Annotated in this window: 15 protein-coding genes; 11 read left to right on the top strand and 4 right to left on the bottom strand. The window is 44.0% G+C overall.

Annotated features, from left to right (window positions below; translation table 11 throughout):
• Nucleotides 1–8: 8 nt before the first annotated feature.
• Together PBAL39_RS12080 and PBAL39_RS12075 are read left to right on the top strand one after the other, a co-directional pair.
• Entirely contained in the window at nucleotides 9–1,232 is a 1,224-nt protein-coding gene (locus tag PBAL39_RS12080; protein WP_008241772.1) for an alanine dehydrogenase, read from the top strand.
• 4 nt (nucleotides 1,233–1,236) lie between these two features.
• On the top strand, nucleotides 1,237–1,944 hold the full coding sequence (locus PBAL39_RS12075) for a M15 family metallopeptidase (RefSeq protein WP_008241771.1): 708 nt from the start codon (nucleotides 1,237–1,239) through the stop codon (nucleotides 1,942–1,944).
• Here PBAL39_RS12075 and PBAL39_RS12070 read toward each other — a convergent pair.
• Nucleotides 1,941–3,287 carry a D-alanyl-D-alanine carboxypeptidase/D-alanyl-D-alanine-endopeptidase gene (locus PBAL39_RS12070; RefSeq protein ID WP_008241769.1) on the bottom strand — a complete coding sequence of 449 codons (1,347 nt, stop codon included), beginning with the start codon at nucleotides 3,285–3,287 and terminating at the stop codon, nucleotides 1,941–1,943. The genes PBAL39_RS12075 and PBAL39_RS12070 overlap by 4 nt on opposite strands.
• A gap of 29 nt (nucleotides 3,288–3,316) precedes the next feature.
• On the opposite strand from PBAL39_RS12070, the gene PBAL39_RS12065 reads away from it, so the two are divergent.
• The 5 genes from PBAL39_RS12065 to ybeY all read left to right on the top strand — a co-directional run bounded on the left by PBAL39_RS12065 (nucleotide 3,317) and on the right by ybeY (nucleotide 9,807).
• Entirely contained in the window at nucleotides 3,317–4,567 is a 1,251-nt protein-coding gene (locus PBAL39_RS12065) for an aspartyl protease family protein (RefSeq protein WP_008241767.1), read from the top strand.
• A gap of 99 nt (nucleotides 4,568–4,666) precedes the next feature.
• Nucleotides 4,667–5,611 carry a hypothetical protein gene (locus tag PBAL39_RS12060; protein ID WP_008241766.1) on the top strand — a complete coding sequence of 315 codons (945 nt, stop codon included), beginning with the start codon at nucleotides 4,667–4,669 and terminating at the stop codon, nucleotides 5,609–5,611.
• A gap of 95 nt (nucleotides 5,612–5,706) precedes the next feature.
• Nucleotides 5,707–5,898, top strand: a complete 192-nt coding sequence (locus PBAL39_RS12055; protein WP_008241764.1) for a cold-shock protein — start codon at nucleotides 5,707–5,709, stop codon at nucleotides 5,896–5,898.
• A gap of 135 nt (nucleotides 5,899–6,033) precedes the next feature.
• Complete coding sequence (locus PBAL39_RS12050; protein ID WP_008241761.1) at nucleotides 6,034–9,366, top strand: DUF4175 family protein; 3,333 nt, start codon at nucleotides 6,034–6,036, stop codon at nucleotides 9,364–9,366.
• A 9-nt stretch (nucleotides 9,367–9,375) separates the two neighbouring features.
• Entirely contained in the window at nucleotides 9,376–9,807 is a 432-nt protein-coding gene (gene ybeY / locus PBAL39_RS12045; protein WP_008241759.1) for an rRNA maturation RNase YbeY, read from the top strand.
• A 152-nt stretch (nucleotides 9,808–9,959) separates the two neighbouring features.
• Here ybeY and PBAL39_RS25350 read toward each other — a convergent pair whose 3' ends face one another.
• Entirely contained in the window at nucleotides 9,960–10,115 is a 156-nt protein-coding gene (locus PBAL39_RS25350) for a hypothetical protein (protein WP_157274007.1), read from the bottom strand.
• Nucleotides 10,116–10,199: 84 nt separating this feature from the next.
• On the opposite strand from PBAL39_RS25350, the gene PBAL39_RS12040 reads away from it, so the two are divergent.
• From PBAL39_RS12040 to PBAL39_RS12030, 3 genes are all read left to right on the top strand, one after another.
• Nucleotides 10,200–12,062 (top strand): ABC-F family ATP-binding cassette domain-containing protein, encoded by a 1,863-nt coding sequence (locus tag PBAL39_RS12040; RefSeq protein WP_008241755.1) that lies wholly within the window; start codon nucleotides 10,200–10,202, stop codon nucleotides 12,060–12,062.
• An 867-nt stretch (nucleotides 12,063–12,929) separates the two neighbouring features.
• A complete protein-coding gene (gene mnmG, locus PBAL39_RS12035) occupies nucleotides 12,930–14,792 on the top strand; it encodes a tRNA uridine-5-carboxymethylaminomethyl(34) synthesis enzyme MnmG (protein ID WP_008241754.1) in 1,863 nt (620 codons plus the stop codon).
• Nucleotides 14,793–14,954: 162 nt separating this feature from the next.
• Nucleotides 14,955–16,583 carry an Ig-like domain-containing protein gene (locus PBAL39_RS12030; protein ID WP_008241752.1) on the top strand — a complete coding sequence of 543 codons (1,629 nt, stop codon included), beginning with the start codon at nucleotides 14,955–14,957 and terminating at the stop codon, nucleotides 16,581–16,583.
• Between the two features lie 31 nt (nucleotides 16,584–16,614).
• On the opposite strand, the gene PBAL39_RS12025 is transcribed toward PBAL39_RS12030, so the two are convergent.
• Nucleotides 16,615–17,124 carry a gamma carbonic anhydrase family protein gene (locus tag PBAL39_RS12025; RefSeq protein ID WP_008241751.1) on the bottom strand — a complete coding sequence of 170 codons (510 nt, stop codon included), beginning with the start codon at nucleotides 17,122–17,124 and terminating at the stop codon, nucleotides 16,615–16,617.
• A 2-nt stretch (nucleotides 17,125–17,126) separates the two neighbouring features.
• Nucleotides 17,127–18,713 (bottom strand): L-aspartate oxidase, encoded by a 1,587-nt coding sequence (nadB, locus tag PBAL39_RS12020; protein WP_008241749.1) that lies wholly within the window; start codon nucleotides 18,711–18,713, stop codon nucleotides 17,127–17,129.
• Between the two features lie 512 nt (nucleotides 18,714–19,225).
• On the opposite strand from nadB, the gene nadA reads away from it, so the two are divergent.
• Nucleotides 19,226–20,218, top strand: coding sequence for a quinolinate synthase NadA (gene nadA, locus PBAL39_RS12015; RefSeq protein ID WP_039866537.1), 993 nt, complete (start codon nucleotides 19,226–19,228; stop codon nucleotides 20,216–20,218).
• Nucleotides 20,219–20,234 lie beyond the last annotated feature (16 nt).

The raw sequence follows: 20,234 nt of genomic DNA, 5'->3' as shown, positions 1-20,234 counted from the left end.
CAACTAAAATGGCTACAGTATTACATGGTATGGCCTCCATTGCTCAGAAAGGACTGATACAGCCTAAAGAGACAATGTCAGAAACGAATCAGAAAAATAACAGTCTGTATATCGGCATCCCCAAAGAGATCTCCTTCCAGGAAAACAGAATTGCACTGACACCGCTGTCTGTGGCGCTGCTGGTGAACAATGGACATAAGGTGGTCATAGAAAGTGGTGCCGGCGTGGGGGCGAACTTTTCCGATAACGACTATAGCGAACAGGGGGCCATCATTTCTTTTCATAAGAAGGATATTTTCGATGCGGATGTGCTCGTGAAAATTGCGCCGCCGACATTCGACGAAATCGCCATGATGCATAAAGGGCAAACATTGATTTCCGCACTGCAGATGGGCAGCCTGAAGGAAGACTACCTGAAAGCCCTGCTCCATAAAAAAATCAATGCCTTGTGTTTTGAAAACCTGCGTGACGAAGGTGGCATCTTGAGTGTGGTGCGGGCGATGAGTGAAATTGTGGGGGCCACCTCAATTTTTATCGCCGCAGAATACCTGAGCAATGCGACCGGTGGGAAGGGCTTGATGCTGGGCGGCTTCACCGGTGTCCCTCCCACGGAAATTGTCATCCTTGGTGCCGGAACGGTCGGAGAATACGCCGCGCGTACGGCATTATCTCTGGGTGCAGAAGTAAAAGTGTTCGACAGCTCCATATATCGTCTCAGAAGGCTTCAAAACAATTTAGGAAGCCGGGTCTTCACTTCGGTGATGCAGCCGATCGTTTTGGCGAAGGCCATCACCACCTGTGATGTGGTGATCGGTGCCATTCGCGCTACGCACGGCCGGAGCCCCTGTGTGGTGATGGAAGAAACCGTCAGCAGGATGAAACCACATTCAGTCCTTATTGATGTCAGCATCGACCAGGGAGGCTGTTTTGAAACCTCGCAGGTCACCAACCACACCAACCCTGTTTTCAGAAAATATGACGTGATCCATTACTGCGTTCCAAATATAGCCTCCAGGGTTCCAAGGACTGCTTCATATGCCCTGACCAATATTTTCGCACCAATTCTGCTGGACATCGGCGAAATGGGCGGACTGATGAACATGGTATGGAACAAACCCGGCATCAGGGAGGCGCTTTACATCTACCAGGGACACCTCACCAATAAGGACATTGCAGCCATGTACAATCTACCCCACAAGGACATCGAATTGCTGATGGTATCCAACCAGTAAAATAATGAAAAGATCACTGATGCTCTTGTGGTTCCTTTTTCAGTTTCCCCTGATCTTTGCACAGGAGGCACTGAAAAAGGAGACGAAACCTTCCGCCGCTCCGGCAGTGCTGAAGGTCGTCAGCAACGAGCAGGAGTACCTTCGGTCGCTGAAAAAACAGCCCGACCTTCGTTTGGTGGACCTGAAAAAGGAGATTCCTTCACTTGTTCTGGACATCAGGTATGCGACCACCAATAACTTCATGAAACTGGCTGTTTATAAACAGGCCCGTGCCTTTGCGCGGAAACCGGTAGCGATGCAGCTGAAGAAAGTTCAGCAGGAGTTAAAAAAGAAAGGTTACGGACTTAAAATATATGATGCCTACCGACCGTACAGCGCGACAAAAACCCTTTACCTGAAGGCAAAAAATAAGAATTTTGTAGCCAATCCAAAAAAGGGATCGAGACACAACCGCGGCTGTGCCATCGACCTGACCATCATCAACCTCAAAACAGGAAGGGAGCTGTCCATGCCTACCCCCTACGATAGTTTTTCGGCAAAGGCTTCGCCCACTTACAGCCCGCTACCAGCCGCTATCGCTACCAACCGCGACCTGCTCATCAGAGTCATGCAGGCGCATGGCTTCACCGTATTGACCAACGAATGGTGGCATTTTGATTTCAATACCTGGCGCAATTACAACCTAATGGACATCCCCTTTGAGCGCCTTTAAAATTTCTCATGGATCTCAGTGATGATGCGCACCATTTCCTGCCTGACGGCGGCTGTAGGCAGCGTATAGCTGTTGTTCATGAAAGAAAACAGATAGGTTTTTCCTTTTTTTGTTAACACATAACCACTTTGATTGTGGTTATTGGAGAAACTCCCCGTTTTTCCAAAAACAAAGGGCTTTTCCGTGGCCGGGTATGCATTTTTGAGCGTTCCGGTTTTGCCTCCTGCCGGAAGCATGGCGTACAGGCGCTCGGGGTTATTTACTGTTTTATAAATCTTGTTCAGCAGAAAGGTGATGTCCCTGGGCGTGAACAGGTTCATCCTGGACAAACCGGAGCCATCCACCCATGATGGCCGGTCGGGAAGGTCGCTGAGGTAAGTCTTGAGAATGTAGTTGATGGTGGTATCGGTATTCATCTCTATACCTGTCTGGTTGGCATACAGTAGGATCAGCTGTTCGGCGATAAAGTTATCACTGGGTAGCATCATTTCCCTGAGCAGGCTGTCCCGGGGTACATCCTCAATGGTCTGCGCATCCGCGGGCATCTTCAGCTCCAGGAGAGATACTCCCCTGCCAAGTGTATCGGCCAGCAGGCTGAGGGTCGTTGCCAGACTAAGCTTATAGGGCACCTGTTCATGGTACCCCTGCGGTACAGGCCGGTCATGGTAGTGAAATGCGTTGGTATTGAAATCCCTGACCACCCTGAAAGGGCCTGCAGTATCGGCATCTTTAAACAGGCAATCCCTGAAAAACCCGGGACTGACCTGCAGGAGACTTGATTTTTCGCTCAGGCTAACCAGGTTGTCCTGGATAGGGAAATCGTTGATTTCTGCCTGATAATAATCGTTATAATCGTCCCAGGCCCAGCCTTTCCCATACACCTGACCGGTATACCTGCCGGGTGCGTAAAAAAGCTGCAGCTGGCTTTGTTTGAGGAAGTCAAAAGCTTTTTTTCCTTTAAGCCTGCTCTGCAGAAAAGAGGGATCACCAGTACCCCAGAAAATCAGGGAGTCATTCCTGACCACATACCGCAGTGCAGGAACCCGCTCAGGAAGGATCTTAAGGCCTGCATAAAACGTAAACAGCTTGGTATTGGAAGCCGGGATGAAGTATTTTTCGGCGTCCTTTTCGAAAATCATCCGGTCATTTTCAGGGTCATATAAGGCGAAACCCGCCTGATATTGCCGGAGTACCGGCGATCTTTTAAAGGTCTTTTTCAATGTGGAAGCCAGACGCCGGTCGGCCGAACAACCAGAAAGGAGCTGTGCACAGAACAATACCGCCAATGTGGTTTTTCCGAAGCTGCTCAGCGAAGATTTTATTTTGTTGGGCCCTTGATGCATACTACCTGCTAATTTATTAAATTAGTTTAATGAATGGGCTGACGAGCAGGATTAAAATGCCGGTTCTCAAATTCCTGATGATCTTTCTGGGCATCACGATGGGGATAAGGCCGCTCTATGGACAGCAGTTCCGCTTCAAAGACCACAGAATGGTTCAGCGCATTGCTTTCAGCATGCTGAAAAACCTCATTGTCATCCCCGTTTACATCGACGGAAAAGGCCCTTTCCGATTCATCCTGGATACCGGCGTCGGGCCGATGATCATCACAGACCCAAGCCTGATTGACAGCCTGCAGCTTAAAAACCTGCGCAGCATCAAGATTGCCGGACTTGGAAAAGGAGAACCGGTAGAAGCTTTTGTGTCCAATCAGCTCACAGCCACTGTGGGCGATGCCGAGTATCCGCAGATTCCCACGGCCATATTGAAAGAGGACCTCTTTAACCTCTCCTCCTACCTGGGAACACACATACACGGACTGATGGGCTATCATTTTTTTAAGAGTTTCATCGTGGAGATCCGCTACACCTCCAGACGGATCATCTTTTATGATCCCCTCTACCGGAGGAAAATAAAGGGTACGCGTATCCCGCTGAACATTATTGGCGACAAGCCTTATGCGAAGGTGAGCATCCGTTTCGATGGCCAACCGGCACTACCCATCTCAGTGCTGATAGACAATGGCGCCAGCCATGCGATATCCCTGGAAAAACTTGGCGACGAACCCTTCCCCGCTCCTGAAAAGACCATCGCCGCCAACCTGGGTGTAGGCCTCAGCGGCGTCATTGACGGTCGTATGGGCCGTGCGGCAAGTCTTCAGATTGGGAATTATACGCTGAATAACGTACTGAGCTCCTTCCCTGATTTTCATGATGTGGTGAACAAAATACTCATCCGAGACAGAAGTGGCAATCTGGGCGCCGACGTGCTCAGCAGGTTCAACACCACTTATGATTACGGCGACAGCGCCGTTTATCTGAAGAAAAACCATACTTTCCGGCGCCCCTTTCAGCATGATATGGCCGGTATGGAGATTACCGCGGAGGGCCCCGACCTGAACCATTTCATCATCGGAAGAATTGAGCCCGATTCTCCTGCGGATGAAGCCATGCTGCTCAAAGATGATGAGATCGTTTCCATCGACTTCAGTTCCGTCTCCAGGTATAGCCTTACGGAGCTGAATGAAATCTTCCGGAACGGGCACAGAAAACTGCTGCTGGTGACCGTCATCCGGTCAGGGCAGCGGCTAACGATGTTGTTAAAACTCAAACAAAGGATATAAGTCTTTGTCTATTCTCATACCTTTGCATTAATTTGCAGCCAATTACAAAATTTGGAGAGGTTAAATCCTATTTTTTCAGCATTTGCGGGGAAAGCATCTATGATCAGAAACAAGATTTTATTATTTTTTGGCATCGCCATGCTCCTGACGGGCTGTGGTGCGGAAGATAAAAACAAAGAAGAGAGAAGAACAAGCACAAGAAAATTATCTTTTGACTCTGTCAGGGGCATCAAATACTTTGAGGTCAAGCGTCGTTTCAGCTCCGGGTTGTCGTTCAATGAGATGGGCTTTCAGCAGGAGCCTACCTGGGTCATCCAGTTTCATTCCAATGATTCCATTCTTGCCTGGAGCCCCCAGAAACTTAAAATGCAGGGTTTTCACCTGCATTACGATCATGGTGATGTGTACAATTTTGCCAAAGAGTGGTTCCGTATCAAGACCATCAGCAAAGACAGCCTGCAGATGCAGCGCCTCAATCTAGTCAAAAAGGAAATTTCAAAAGACATCCGGTCGGATGTAAACATCACTTATTATTCCGATGATTACATCAGAAAGGTATTGAAAACTACCGCTGCGCAGCTGCAGAAACCTACTGCAGCCGATACGGCCTACATCCGGCAGTTGGCTGCAAAGGCCAACAGGAATCCGACGAACAGGGACAGCCTCCTTGCAGCACGCCAACCGGTAAAGTTTGCCGCTTTAAGCAATATGATCCGCGTGGAGAAACTCAGTTCCGTAGACAAGCTGAACGGAAAAACGGAAGCCTACGATTACCTGTATCCAAGGTACCGGATCTGGATTACACGTGCTTACGACAACTTCGGCTATGAATTTTCTGTATTTGCCGATGCGGACGGAAAACTGATCCTGGGAAGTTATGGCAATGTGCAGCCCGAAAATATCGCCGCAAGGAAAAAGACCCTTGAGGCGATCATCAATGTTTACCTGCAGAATCTGCTAAAAATTACCCCAGGAAGCACCCTTGGGATCCCCCATGCTTCAGAAATAAACCTGCTTATTTCAGGCGTAAAGGGCAATAAATAGATTTATTAAGATTTAAATTTGTCAAAAAATGATGTGTTTGGCTTTTATAAATAAAATATGTATATTGCCCACTTAATTTATTAATAAATAATACAATGCAAGAAGGAACAGTAAAATTTTTTAATGTAACTAAAGGTTTCGGATTCATCATTCCAGCTAACGGAGATAGTGAAATCTTTGTACATTCAACAGGCCTTATCGATGAAATTCGTGAAAACGACAAAGTTGAATACGATGTTGAAAGCGGTAAAAAAGGGTTGAATGCGATTAATGTTAAAGTAATCTAGATTATTAAAAACATAATTGTACAGCATCGCGGACATCCGCGATGCTTTTTTATTTCCCCCCTGTTGTAAATTCTTCGCCTCATCATGTATATTTATTGAAAATGACGTTAACGTATACCAGACGATCAATCTTTCATGGGCAGTAATTACGACCTTTTACTATCAAAAATCAATGAGTTCACGCAGAAGTTTTACCTCAACAAACTGCTGCGCGGCAGCATCTATACTGCTGCACTGCTGCTGGCCCTGTACCTCACCCTGTTTGTAGGGATCTATTACACCCAACCGGGTACCGTATTCAAGACTGTTGTCTTTTTCTCCTACGTCATCTTCGCCCTGATCCTCATCCTGTGGCAGATGGTACTGCCGGCACTCTCTTACTTCAGGCTCAACAAGACCCTCAGCATCGAGCAGGCATCTGCACTGATCGGCAATCATTTTTTTCATGTAAAAGATAAGTTACTGAATACACTCCAGCTGAAGGCGCTTGCCGACCAGCATCCGGACAACAACCTGCTGATCCTTGCGGGAATAGACCAGAAAATCACGGAGCTGAAACCAGTACCTTTCAGCAATGCCATCCGGCTGGAGGACAATAAAAAATACATCAAATACCTGATTGCCCCCTTCACCGTGATCCTGCTCATCGCCATCATTGCACCAGCCATCCTTCGCGAGGGTACGAGCAGCTTTGTGCGTTATGACCAGCAGGTGCTTCCTAAAGCACCATTTCGTTTCGAGCTGCAGCAGCAGAAGTTACTGGTTTCACAAGGAGAAGACCTTCGTTTGACCATCCGCCTGACAGGCAATGAGCTACCTCAGGAAGTATATGTCTCTGACGGCTTAAATACCTACAAACTGGAAAAGGAAAACATCAGCACTTTTCATTATACCTTCAAAAACCTTCAGAAGAACAAGGAGATCCAATTTTCTGCAGGGGGGTTCAGCTCCCCTGCCTACCTGATCTCCGTAAAACCACGCCCCTCGGTGACGGGCATTGCGGTGCGGCTGCAGTATCCCGCCTACCTGAACAAAAAAGAGGAACACATCCAAAATTCCGGAGATCTGCTGATCCCGGAGGGCACTACCGTCAACTGGTCGCTGAAAACCCAAAATAGCGAAAAGATGACCTTTACGCTGGGTAAGGAGACATTTAACCTCCAGGCCAGGGACAACCTGTTCTCCTTTAGCAGACGTCTGCTGAAATCAACCTCCTATCTGGTGGTACCAGGCAACAGCTTCATCACCAGCAAAGACTCGCTACTACACCAGATTGGGGTAATTGCCGATGAACATCCCGTTATCAATGTCGCTGAACGCGCGGATTCGCTGAGCAGCAAAGCGCTGTATTTTTCAGGAAACATCAGTGATGACCATGGTTTCAGCGGACTGAAATTTCATTTTACGGTCTCTGAGAACGGAAAAGTCCTGCGCCGGGTAAGTCAGTCCATCCCGGTAAAAAAAACGCAGCTGGAGCAGTCTTTTTTCTATTTCTGGAACATTGCCAATGTGGATGCATTACCGGGACAGTCGCTGGAATATTACTTTGAAGTGCTGGATAATGACGGTGTGAATGGTGCTAAAGCAACCCGATCGGCCATTAAATACCATGAGGTACCCAGCATCCGTGAGGTGGCCAAAAAACTTGACGAAGGCAGCCAGACACTTAAGCAGCAGATGGCTAAAGCCATTAAACTAGCCGGAACCGTAGAAAAAGAAAGCAAAAAACTAGGTGAAACGCTGCTCGACAAGAAGCAGCTGACCTTTGACGATAAAAAACAGGTGGAACAGCTCCTGGACAAACGGAAACAACTGGAAGCAGCGGTAAAGGAAATTCAGCAGCTCAACCAGCAGCAGACCTCGGATAAAGCGGAAAACAATACACTGACAGAGGAGCTTAAGGAGAAACAACGCCAGATTGATGAGTTGTTTAATCATGTGCTGGACGACAAAACGAAAGCCTTGCTGGAAAAGCTGCAACAGATGATGGACCAGAACAACAAAGAGCAGACCCATGATGAGCTTTCTAAGATGCAGGTCGATAATAAGTCGCTCAAGAAGGAATTGGACCGCATCCTGGAGCTCTACAAACAACTGGAATATGAACAGAATTTACAGCAGAACATTGACCAGCTGAAGGAGCTTGCCAAAAAACAGGAGGCATTGAGCAAAAAGAGTACCGCTGCTGAACAGAAAACCGCAGACAGGAATGCGCCCAAAGAAGAATTGAAGAAACAACAGCGGGAAAATGCGGCCGAGTTTGAGCAGATCCGCAAGGAACTGCAGCAGCTGAAAGAAAAAAATGAGCAGCTGGAGCATCCTAATGATTTCAGCATGCCTGAAAAAGAAAGCGCAGACATCAAATCACAACAGGAACAAAGCGAGGAAAGCCTGGAAAAGAACAACCTGCAGAAAGCCGCTGAGCACCAGAAAAAAGCAGCCGGTCAGCTGGAGCAGATGGCAAAGAAAATGGAAGAGATGCAGCAGCAATCTGAGCAGATGGAGAACAACCTGAATGTCCAGGAGTTGCGTCAGCTGCTTGAAAACCTGCTGAAGACCTCTTTTGAACAGGAAAAGGTGATGCTGAACTTAAAACGTCTGAGCAGCACTGACCCTCAGTACACGGCAAATGTACAGGAACAGCGGAACATCAAAGACAACATGAAAACCATTGCCGACAGCTTACTTTCCTTAAGCAGGAGGGTTCCACAGATTGAACAGGCCGTGAATGAAGAAATGGAAAAGATCAACTTCAACATGGACAAAAGCCTTGAAAATCTGGGAGAAAGGAATACCCCTGCGGCAGGCAGGAACCAGCAGTTTACCATGACCTCCATCAATAACTTGTCGCTGATGCTGAATGAAGCACTTGACCAGCTGCAGAACATGATGAAAAACAGCAGCGGTGGCAAAGGAAAGAAAAAACAAAGCATGAAACAGCTGCAGCAAATGCAGCAGCAGCTGAATGAAAACATGCAGAAAGCAAAGGACCAGCTACAGAAAAACGGCAATAAAGGCCAGGTGCCGAAGGGACAAATGTCGCAGGAATTTGCGAAAATGGCACAACAGCAGCAGATGATCCGGGAAGCCCTGCAACAGCTCAACAGGGAGGAAAACAAGGATGGCAAGGGAAGCCTTGGCAACCTCAACCAGATGATCAAGGATATGAAAGCCACGGAAACTGACCTGGTCAACAAACGTCTGGAGCAGGAAACCATGAACCGGCAGCGGCAACTGGCGACCAAATTGCTCGAGGCGGATAATGCACAGCGGGAGCAGGACGAGAGTTCAAAAAGGGAAAGTAAAGCAGGCCGGGAGTTTCCGCCATCCTACCCCAAGATGCTGGAAAAGTTTAAAAAACAACAGGAAACAGAGACAGAATGGCTCCGGAAGCTGCCTCCGGGAATGAACCTTTATTATAAAAATAAAATCTCGACCTATTTTAAATTGCTAAATTCGCCCCGATAACTGACTTTCATGAGCAAACCTGCGATTCATTTCTTTACGGAAGAAACCACTTATACCCTGAAAAAAAAGACCATCATCAAAGACTGGATCAAAGCCACCATCAGCAATGAGGGCCATGAACTACAGGAGTTGAACTTCATTTTGTGCTCAGACGAATATTTACTGCGTATAAACCAGGAATACCTCAATCATGATACTTATACTGATGTGATTACTTTTGATCACTCAGAAGCGCTTAAAATGATTGCCGGGGATATTTTTATCAGCATTGAACGGATACAGGAAAACGCGAAGAATTTCGGGCATACCACGCAGCAGGAACTCTGCAGGGTAATGATCCACGGTACACTGCACCTCCTCGGTTACAAGGACAAAGGAAAAGCAGCAAAGACGCTGATGACTCAGAAGGAGGACCAGTACCTGGCCCTGCTTTCGCTGTAGAACCGCATGCTTTGAATTTCTGAAAAGCACTCCCTGAACGGTAAAGAAGCTTTGCTGCCGCTGTGAAAGAAAAGATAGGTTACCTGAAACGTTTTGGTATTTCAACCGTCTTATGAGTATGCTATCTTAAAACCCGTACATACCTCATGAAATTAACCACTTCCAGCACCCGAAACTACTTTATGTCCCTTACCCTCTGTTTTGTTGCCGTAATCATCCTTACCGGAACCAAATTCGGCGTCAAACCGAAGGGCAGACAGCTCCAGGAACAGGAGCAACAGCGATAAGGGCCTGCGGAAAAGGCTCATGTTCAACATCATTGACGATATTACCAAGAATTATTACTTACTTTTGTGGTAATTTCTTATCTAAAAAATCGTTAAACACAAACTTTGAGCACACTAATTGCAGCCGAAAACTTAGGCCATGCTTATCACAATGAATGGCTATTTAAAAACCTTACCCTGGGAATACAGACCGGGCAGCGCGTTGCGTTGGTAGGTATTAATGGAGCCGGTAAAAGCACCCTACTGAAACTTCTTGCGGAACGTTTTTCGCCTCTGGAAGGAAAAATCGTAAAAAATAAATCTGTAAAAATCGGATTTCTGGACCAGGAGCCCTCCTTTCCGGATGGTTATTCCATCAGTGACTTTATCTTTTCGCTGGAAAACAAACAGCAGCAGCTCATCAAGGAATATGAGGAGCTGATTGAAGACCCCAATCCTGATGAAAAAAAACTGAACCGTCTTTACGAAGAACTGAGTGAGCACAATGCCTGGGAATACGAGCATGAGATAAAAACGATTTTAAGCCGCATGGGGATCACTCATTTGCAGCAGAAGATATCAACCCTATCTGGAGGACAGAAGAAGCGTCTGGCCCTCGCTAAATTGCTTATAGAGGATCCTGAGATTTATGTTCTTGATGAGCCTACCAACCATTTAGATATTGATACCATCGAGTGGCTGGAAAAGCTGCTGACCACTGGTAATAAAACTATATTATTAGTTACACACGACAGGTATTTCCTGGACAATGTATGTAATACGATCGTAGAACTTGACCGTGGGAAAATATTCAACTACAATGGCAACTATGCTTACTTCCTGGAGAAGAAATCAGAACGTGAAGCTGCAGATGAAAGTACCTTTCAGAAAAATAAGAACCTGCTGAAGAAAGAGCTGGAATGGATGAGGAGAATGCCAGCAGCCAGGACTACAAAATCCCAGTCGCGCATAGATGCGTTCTATGATTTGGAGAATAAAACCAAACAACGATCTGACAATCAAATTGTTACATTAAACGTAAAAATGTCAAGACAGGGAGGAAAGATCCTTGAACTGGACCATATTTCCCAATCTTTTGATGAAAAGCAGATCATCAATGATTTCTCATACACTTTCAAACGTGCAGACCGCATCGGACTGGCCGGAAAAAATGGTACTGGAAAGTCTACCCTGCTGAACATCATGACGGGCAACCTTATTCCTGAAGGAGGTATTGTAGCTAAAGGAGACACTACCGTTTACGGATACTACAAACAGGGAGGTCTTGCCTTCAATGAAAAGGAGCGCGTGATTGACATTGTAAAATCAGATGCTGAATACATCAAGATGGCAGATGGTTCAACCATCTCTGCCTCACAGCTGCTGACCTTGTTCCTCTTTCCTCCGAAAAAACAACATGGTATGGTGGAGAAACTCAGTGGCGGCGAAAAGAAACGCCTGCACCTGATGAAGGTCCTGATGCAGAACCCAAATTTCCTGATCCTGGATGAGCCTACCAATGACCTGGATATTGACACGCTGAATGTACTGGAAGAATTTTTGGAAAACTTCCCGGGTGTATTGATCCTTGTTTCCCACGACCGCTACCTGCTGGATAAAATGAGTGAGCAGCTTTTCATCATGGAAGGTAATGGTGAGGTTGCGATTTACAATGGAAATTACTCAGAATACAGGATCAGTCTGGAGACGCCTAAAGAGAAAACCAGCAAATCAAAAGAAATGCCTGCGGATAAAACAAATACTGTCGCAAAAAAGCTGAGTTTCAAAGAACAGAAAGAACTCGAAGATTCAGAAACCAGAATTGCTGAACTTGAGACAGAAGTTGCAGAACTTACCTCTGCCCTACTCGTAGTAAACAGTACCGATTACATGAAAATCCAGGAGGTCTCTAAAAAAATTGAAGATTTAAATGCAGACCTTGAACAGGTAACAGAACGCTGGCTGGAGCTATCTGAAAAACAAGGATAGTTTTGATCGTTGTTTCCTGGACAAATTATTTAAAACACGTTTTAACCAGAATCTGAGAGATTCTGGTTATTTAAAATTTGAGGCCTCATTTCAAATGAAATATGAAGACACTGAACTGGGCCGGACAAGATAAAAGTAGGTTTGAACAATAGTTCGGCAATGATTAGAAATTCCAGTTTGGCTACAACCCGAAAAAACACATTATATCGCCAATCGGTGGTGATGGAAATAGCTAGAAAATGAGAACGCATTGATGACTACAAATGGTTGCTCCGGGACATACATAACCATCAATGGAAATAATAAAATTGGAAAAGTTCCTTCTAAAAGATTTATAAACGAGAGGAACATTCATTCAGTATTTGGCACATCGAAACTACAAAATTTCGAAAAATCATAAATGAATCCATCACGACACAATATAAGAGAGTTCAACGGTTTGACATAGGATACATCAATTAAATGAAAAGAGTTTTTTAACAAAAAAGTGGCGCAATAAAAGACAAAAGCAGTTATGTTCACAGTTAAAAAAGCTGTCCTTCTGAAGATATAGATAGCTCCTATCTTTCAAAACAAACCATTATTCAAATAAACTGTCCAGACTCAGAATACGGTAGATCACTAAAGAAATGGAAATAACTAAAGTAATAAAATCTGCAATTTCTTTTTATTTTTGTAAAAGAAACAGCAATCGTTTTCGCCGAAAACCTTTTTAAACGTTAAATAAACGACTTCAAATAAGCGTTTCTAACACACTATTTTGTAAAATTACACAAACGTTCCACGTGGAACAGCGATCATTACACAGCGTTGAAAAGAGGTCGTTTCACGTGGAACATATATTAAGAATACCTAAAAAACAACACAATGTTTAAAGAATATGATGTCATAGTTGTTGGTGCCGGACATGCCGGATGTGAGGCTGCCGCTGCTGCTGCAAACCTGGGATCCTCGGTACTACTCATCACGATGAACATGGAAACCATTGCTCAAATGAGTTGCAACCCAGCCATGGGTGGAGTGGCAAAAGGACAGATCGTAAGGGAGATTGATGCCATGGGTGGATACTCCGGAATCATCAGCGACAAGACCACCTTACAGTTCAGAATGCTCAACCTTTCCAAAGGTCCTGCCATGTGGAGCCCGCGTGCGCAGAACGATAGAAAACGCTTCGCAGAAGAGTGGAGACTGGCACTTGAACGGACGCCAAATGTAGACTTTTGGCAGGATATGGTAAGCAGTTTAGTCATAAAAAACAACACTGTAACGGGTGTAAAAACATCACTCGGAATTGAAATTAGCGGCAAATCTGTGGTACTCACAAACGGTACTTTCCTCAATGGACTCATTCATATTGGAGAGAAAAAATTCGGAGGAGGCCGTACTGCGGAACGCGCAGCAACTGGAATTACGGAACAATTGACTACCCTTGGCTTCGAAGCGGGCCGTATGAAAACAGGTACCCCACCTCGAGTTGACGGAAGATCTTTGAATTATTCACTCATGGAAGAGCAATGGGGAGATGAAAATCCAGGACGTTTTTCTTACACCAATGTAGCCAGACCAACAGAACAAAGGTGCTGCTGGATCACCTATACTAATGCAGATGTGCACGAGACTTTGAAAGAAGGCTTCGAAAAATCACCCATGTTTACAGGTAGAATCAAAGGCTTAGGCCCCAGGTACTGCCCTTCCATAGAAGATAAAATCAACCGTTTTGCGGAACGCGAGCGTCACCAAATCTTTGTTGAGCCTGAAGGATGGAATACCTGTGAGATTTATGTCAATGGTTTCTCTACATCTTTACCAGAAGATGTACAGTATAGAGCACTCACTCAAATCCCTGGATTTGAAAATGCCAAGATGTTCAGACCGGGTTATGCCATAGAATATGATTATTTTCCACCTACCCAACTCGGTCTGACGCTGGAAACAAAATTAATCAATAATCTCTTCTTCGCAGGCCAAATAAATGGCACCACTGGATACGAAGAGGCTGCTAGTCAGGGTTTTATAGCTGGAATTAACGCTCATCAAAAGGTAAATGACCTGCATGAACTCATTATGAAAAGATCAGAGTCTTATATAGGTGTATTGATTGACGACCTGGTTACCAAAGGTACAGAAGAACCTTATCGAATGTTTACTTCACGTGCAGAACACCGTTTGCTATTGAGACAGGACAATGCTGACATTAGGCTCTCCCCTATTGGCCATCAACTTGGATTGATTAGTGATGAACGCCTGGATCTGGTGAAACAAAAAATAAGTAATTCAGATGCAATTGTAACCTTCAGCAAAAAACAAGGCATTGATATGTCGGAAGCAAATGATAAACTTGCAGAACTGGGAACAACTGCTCTAAATCAAAATGTAAAAATTGTCAGTCTTCTTGGAAGGCCGCAAGTAAATATCAATGACCTTCGAACAATGAGCAAACCATTTGATCATTACCTCGAGCAGTTTGATCAGGAGACCATCGAGCAGGCAGAGATCAAAATCAAATATGAGAGCTATTTTGAGAAGGAACAGGAAATTGTAAATAAGATGCAAAAAATGGAAGACAAAGACATCAATCCTGATTTTGATTATTCGCAATTGGTATCTTTATCAAAAGAAGCCAGGGAAAAACTTTTGAAGATTAAACCACGGACTTTAGGACAGGCCTCCAGAATTTCGGGAGTTTCTCCCTCAGACATCTCCGTATTAATGGTCCACATCAGCAAATAAGGCAAAAAACTGGTCAAATAAAATTAATAAACTGATAAACAGATAGTTATAATTAAAAACAGAAGTTTTAAAAAGGCTTGTTTAAATGCGATTTGAACAACTTTTAAAAAGTTTTAATGATATCTATTAAAAAGAGTATAAATTTAAACACAAGGCTTATAAATGGCTAAAAATAGCATTGTATCGAAATCGAGTAATTTTAACCTACTCCTGTTGGCGGCTTCACTCCTCTTTGGCTGTGCGAGCATCCAGCAACCCCAGGGAGGTCCGAGAGACACTACTCCGCCCAAGGTACTCAAGATGACGCCCGAAAATCTGACGACAAATTTTGTAGCCAAAAAAGTGAACATTGAATTTGACGAGTTCGTAAAAATCCAAAATGAATTCAAGGAATTTTCAGTATCACCAGAAATGCCTAGTCAGCCCGTATTAAAAGTAAAAAAGAAAATCCTTGAAATATCATTTCCCGATTCACTGGAAAAAAATACTACCTATACTCTGAACTTTGGTAAAGCACTGGCCGATATCAATGAGAGCAATACCGTGAAGAATTTTACTTATGTATTTGCCACGGGTCCAAAACTGGACTCGCTGAGCATCCGCGGTAAAATTACAAATGCCATCACAGGAGAACCAGAAATCGATGCAGTTGCTTTCATACTTCCGATAGAAAGAGATACTATTTTTGGAAAAGGAAAACCATCGATATACACGACTACCGACAGCAGTGGAAACTTCAGTATGAACAACTTAAGGAAAGGTGTTTACAAAATATATGGTTTAAAGGAGAAAGGCGGCGACAAAATCTACCAGCAGAGTACAGATGAAATAGCCTTTCTGAAAGATTCTATTTTGCTTGACAAAAATATAGATAGCATTCACCTCAAGATTTTCAAGGAAGATGCCAGTCAGTTCAGGGTACTCGACAAACGACTAAATGCCGACGGTAGTATCAGTATGTCTTTCAACCAGAAGCTTAAAAAGCCTGAAATTGTGGTTCAGGACCTTCCTGCGCTGGATGCCACAAAGAAGGTCAAGTTCACTAAAAACAACGATTCTGTAAAGGTATGGCTGATGGATCTCAGCTTTGATTCTACAAAAGTAGCCATCGTGAATGAGGGTAAGTCCCTTCAGGCTGTGACCTTTACCAGAGGAAAAAAGGAAACTTATACCAGGACGCTGACGGCCACTGACAACATTGAGGGAGAGTCATTGAACCCCAATAAACCATTCAGACTGACCTTCAATTTCCCGGTTGAAAAGTCAGATATCAGTAAGATTACATTCCTCGAGGACTCCGTAAAACGAACGAATTTTACGTTGACAAAAGACAGCACCGACTTTCTATCTTATTACATCAGGTATCCCTGGAAAGTAAAAAAGCCTTACATCATTAAGTTCGAAGCAGCCGCATTCACCGCAATATTTGATACGAAGAACAAAGAATTTACGAAGAATTTCCAGCTGGGAAGCAAGGATGATTATGGCACGCTGGCAGTGAAAATCAAGACGCCAGAGGCCAATAAAAGCTACATTCTGGAGGTCATTGATGGCAATAAAAACGTAGTGAACACACTCGTTATCCGCAATGATACCAGTGCTACCTTTGCGAATTACAAAGCAGGCAAATACTTTGTCAGGATCACTTACGACACCAACAAGAATGGCAAATGGGATACCGGTAATGTAGCTGCAGGAGTTCAGCCAGAGAAAATATGGAATGAGCCCAAAGAGCTCTCTATCAGAGCTCTCTGGGAGAGAAATGAAATCATCGATATTCCTAAGGAATAAATGATCTTCGGATGAAAATAATCATCAAACGTTACCTGAACCAGTCTGAATACATGATGTAGTTGTCAGGCAGTTTATTCAATAAAGCCCGTTGTTCTTCAGTAATGGCCTTTATTTTTTTTGCGGGTGTGCCGGCATAAATATAGCCACCATCGCAATGTGTGTTCTCCAATACTACCGATCCGGCAGCTATGATGGTATATTCTTCGACCACCACATTGTCCATCACAATAGCACCCATGCCTATCAGAATATGATCTTTGAGGGTGCAACCATGAACAATAGCATTGTGGCCTACCGATACACGGTTACCAATCACCGTAGCCGCTTTCAGATACGTAGCGTGGATGACCGCACCATCCTGTATGTTGCTGTCGTTACCAATCGTGATGGAATTGACATCCCCACGTATCACCGCATTAAACCATACAGAGCAGTTTTTACCCATCACTACATCACCTACGATCGTTGCATTTGGCGCTATAAAACAGTTTTCAGCCCATACCGGCTGTTTATCTTTTACTGGAAGTATTACTGCCATAATTAAAAAATTGTGTCTGTGAGTTGCTGACTATGAGTAGGATAATCCGTAGTAAAATGAAGTCCCCTGCTTTCCTTTCTGGCTTTTGCGGATTTAATGATCACATAAGCTACCTGTATGATATTTCTGAGTTCGCATAACTGTACAGATACCTTACTGGCCTTATAAAAGTCCTCCGTCTCACCATTCAGCAAAGAAAGACGGCGCATGGCACGATCCAAACGAAAGTCTGACCGCACAATTCCCACGTAATCGCTCATTAATTTCTGCGTCTCGCGCAGGTTGTGTGTCACCAGGATATCCTCATCAATTTGGCTTACACCTTTAGCATCCCAATCAGGAATATGCTCAGGGATCAGATTGTTTCTGAAGTTGGCAACTGCATCCTCATAAATGCGGTGCGCAAACACCGGAGCTTCCAGCAAGGAATTGGAAGCCAATCTGTTGGCACCATGCAAACCTGTAGACGAACATTCTCCACAGGCATAGAGATTTTTAATAGAGGATCTTCCATACTCATCCACGAGGATACCACCACACATGTAATGCGCAGCTGGTGTTACCGGGATCAGGTCCTTGGTCATATCTATCCCTATAGAGAGGCACTTCGCGTAGATATTTGGAAAATGGGCCAGGATATCGGCTTTTTTACGGTGTCTGATATCCAGATAAACGAAGTCTTCGCCCGACTTTTTCATCTCGGAATCTATGGCTCTGGCGACAATATCCCGGGGTGCAAGAGAGCCTCTTTTATCATATTCATACATAAATTCCTCTCCATTTTTTCTACGGAGCACACCCCCGAAGCCACGGACAGCTTCAGAAATCAGAAATGCAGGATATTCACCAGGATTGTATAAGGCCGTAGGATGGAACTGGATGAACTCCATATTCCTTAATTTACCTTTTGCACGGTATACCATTGCCATGCCATCACCTGTGGCAATCACAGGATTTGTAGTGCTCGAATACACATGCCCCGCCCCACCCGAAGCAAGGATAGTCACACTCGCTAATATCTTTTCCACATCATTACGTTCTGTGTTAAAGGCATATATACCGTAACAGTTGATATCTTCAGAACTCTTATCCACATGTTGTCCCAGGTGATGCTGAGTAATTAACTCCAGGCAGAAGTAATGTGTTAATATCTCGATGTTTTCATTCTCATGAATCTGCTTAAGCAGGACACTTTCAATTTCGTATCCTGTGATGTCTTTATAGTGTAAAACACGGTGTTCTGAGTGTCCTCCTTCTTTTGCAAGGTCATAAACACCAGTCTGATTTTTATCAAAATTAATCCCGTAATCAATAATTTCCTGAATCCGCTGAGGCCCTTCAGTCACCACAATTTCCACTATCTTATTGTCACACAGGCCATCTCCGGCGACGAGTGTATCCTCGATGTGTTTTTCGAAGGAATCATCTTTATCCACAACAACCGCAACCCCACCCTGTGCGTATTTGGTATTTGATTCATCTTCATTGGATTTTGTCACAATCAGGACCTTACCATGCTGAGCTGCTTTTAGGGCAAAACTCAGACCGGCAATTCCCGATCCGATTACTAAAAAATCTACTTTTCTCATTGAATTTAAGCTATTTCCGTTACTTTGTTAACAACGTTGGTATAATTGTTAATTTCTTGTCTATATAAATAGAACAAATATTTTTGAATGTTTAAAGCTAAGGTAAAAACAGAATTTGCTCTAATATTTTGCCTTATTTTTCAGCCCGGATCCCGGGGTTATCAACTTTTTACACACAGATGAAGAATACACATTCTGTTATTGATAAGTTTTAAAAGAAAAAAATAGAACGCTGTAAATCAGCAGATATTAATAAAAAAAAATGCATTTAATTGTTAGTAACTTTGGGATAACTCAAATATTAGCCTTAAAAAAAGTTTTTTACAAACAATATCAACACACTAATAAACAATAGAAGTCTATTTATATTAAATAATTATATTTTATTGATGTGTGGAAACCTGCGTACCTTTACACCAGGTTCTCAAAAAAAAATGAGATTAAGCCGGGAGTTTAACAGATGTGGATAAGCATTGGAAAACTCTTACGAACAAAATATATTTAATGACAAGATGGATACCTTAGAAGAATTGAACAGAAAAGGTTTTGTGGATGAAAAGATAGATCCTACACTTGATCTTTTCGAGGAAATCGAAAGATTAAAAAAAGAGAAAAATGCAATTATACTTGCACATTATTATCAAGATCCTGATATTCAAGATATTGCAGATTATATAGGTGATAGTTTGGGATTATCTCAGGAGGCTGCAAAAACGGAGGCTGATGTGATTGTATTTGCAGGGGTGCATTTCATGGCCGAGACGGCGAAGATTCTTTCGCCGGAGAAAAAGGTATTGTTGCCTGATTTTAAAGCCGGCTGTTCACTGGCAGACAGCTGTCCGCCGCATCTTTTCAGGAAATTTAAAGAAAAATATCCCGATCATGTGGTCATTACCTATGTGAACTGTACCGCAGAGCTAAAGGCTTTAAGTGACATTGTATGTACTTCTACCAATGCCGTACAGATTGTGGAGAGCTTGCCTAAAGAGCAGAAAATTATCTTTGGCCCGGACAAGAACCTGGGGGCATGGGTCGCTAAAAAGACCGGAAGAGACCTCGTTTTGTGGAATGGTGCCTGCATGGTACACGAAATTTTCTCCAGAGAGAAGATTACCAAATTGAGGGAACGCCATCCAAAAGCTAAATTTATTGCGCATCCGGAGTGCGAGGAATCGGTGCTGCAGATGGCCGATTATATCGGATCGACCACAGGATTATTGAAATATTCGATGGAAAACGATGCCCAGGAGTTTATTGTGGCAACAGAGAGTGGCATCATCCACCAAATGGAAAAGGCCAATCCTGACAAGACTTTTATTCCTGCACCACCCAACAACAACTGTGCCTGCAACGATTGCCCGTATATGAAAAGAAATACACTGGAGAAATTGTATTTGTGTTTGAAAAATGGTTATCCGGAAGTTACTGTGCCAGAAGATATTATCATTGAGGCACGCAAACCGATTGCCAGAATGCTGGAAATTTCTGCGAAAATGGGATTGTAGGGGCAGATAGCAGCAT

Source organism: Pedobacter sp. BAL39, assembly GCF_000170795.1.
GTDB lineage: Bacteria > Bacteroidota > Bacteroidia > Sphingobacteriales > Sphingobacteriaceae > Pedobacter.
This window is presented reverse-complemented; position numbering and strand designations above follow the sequence as displayed.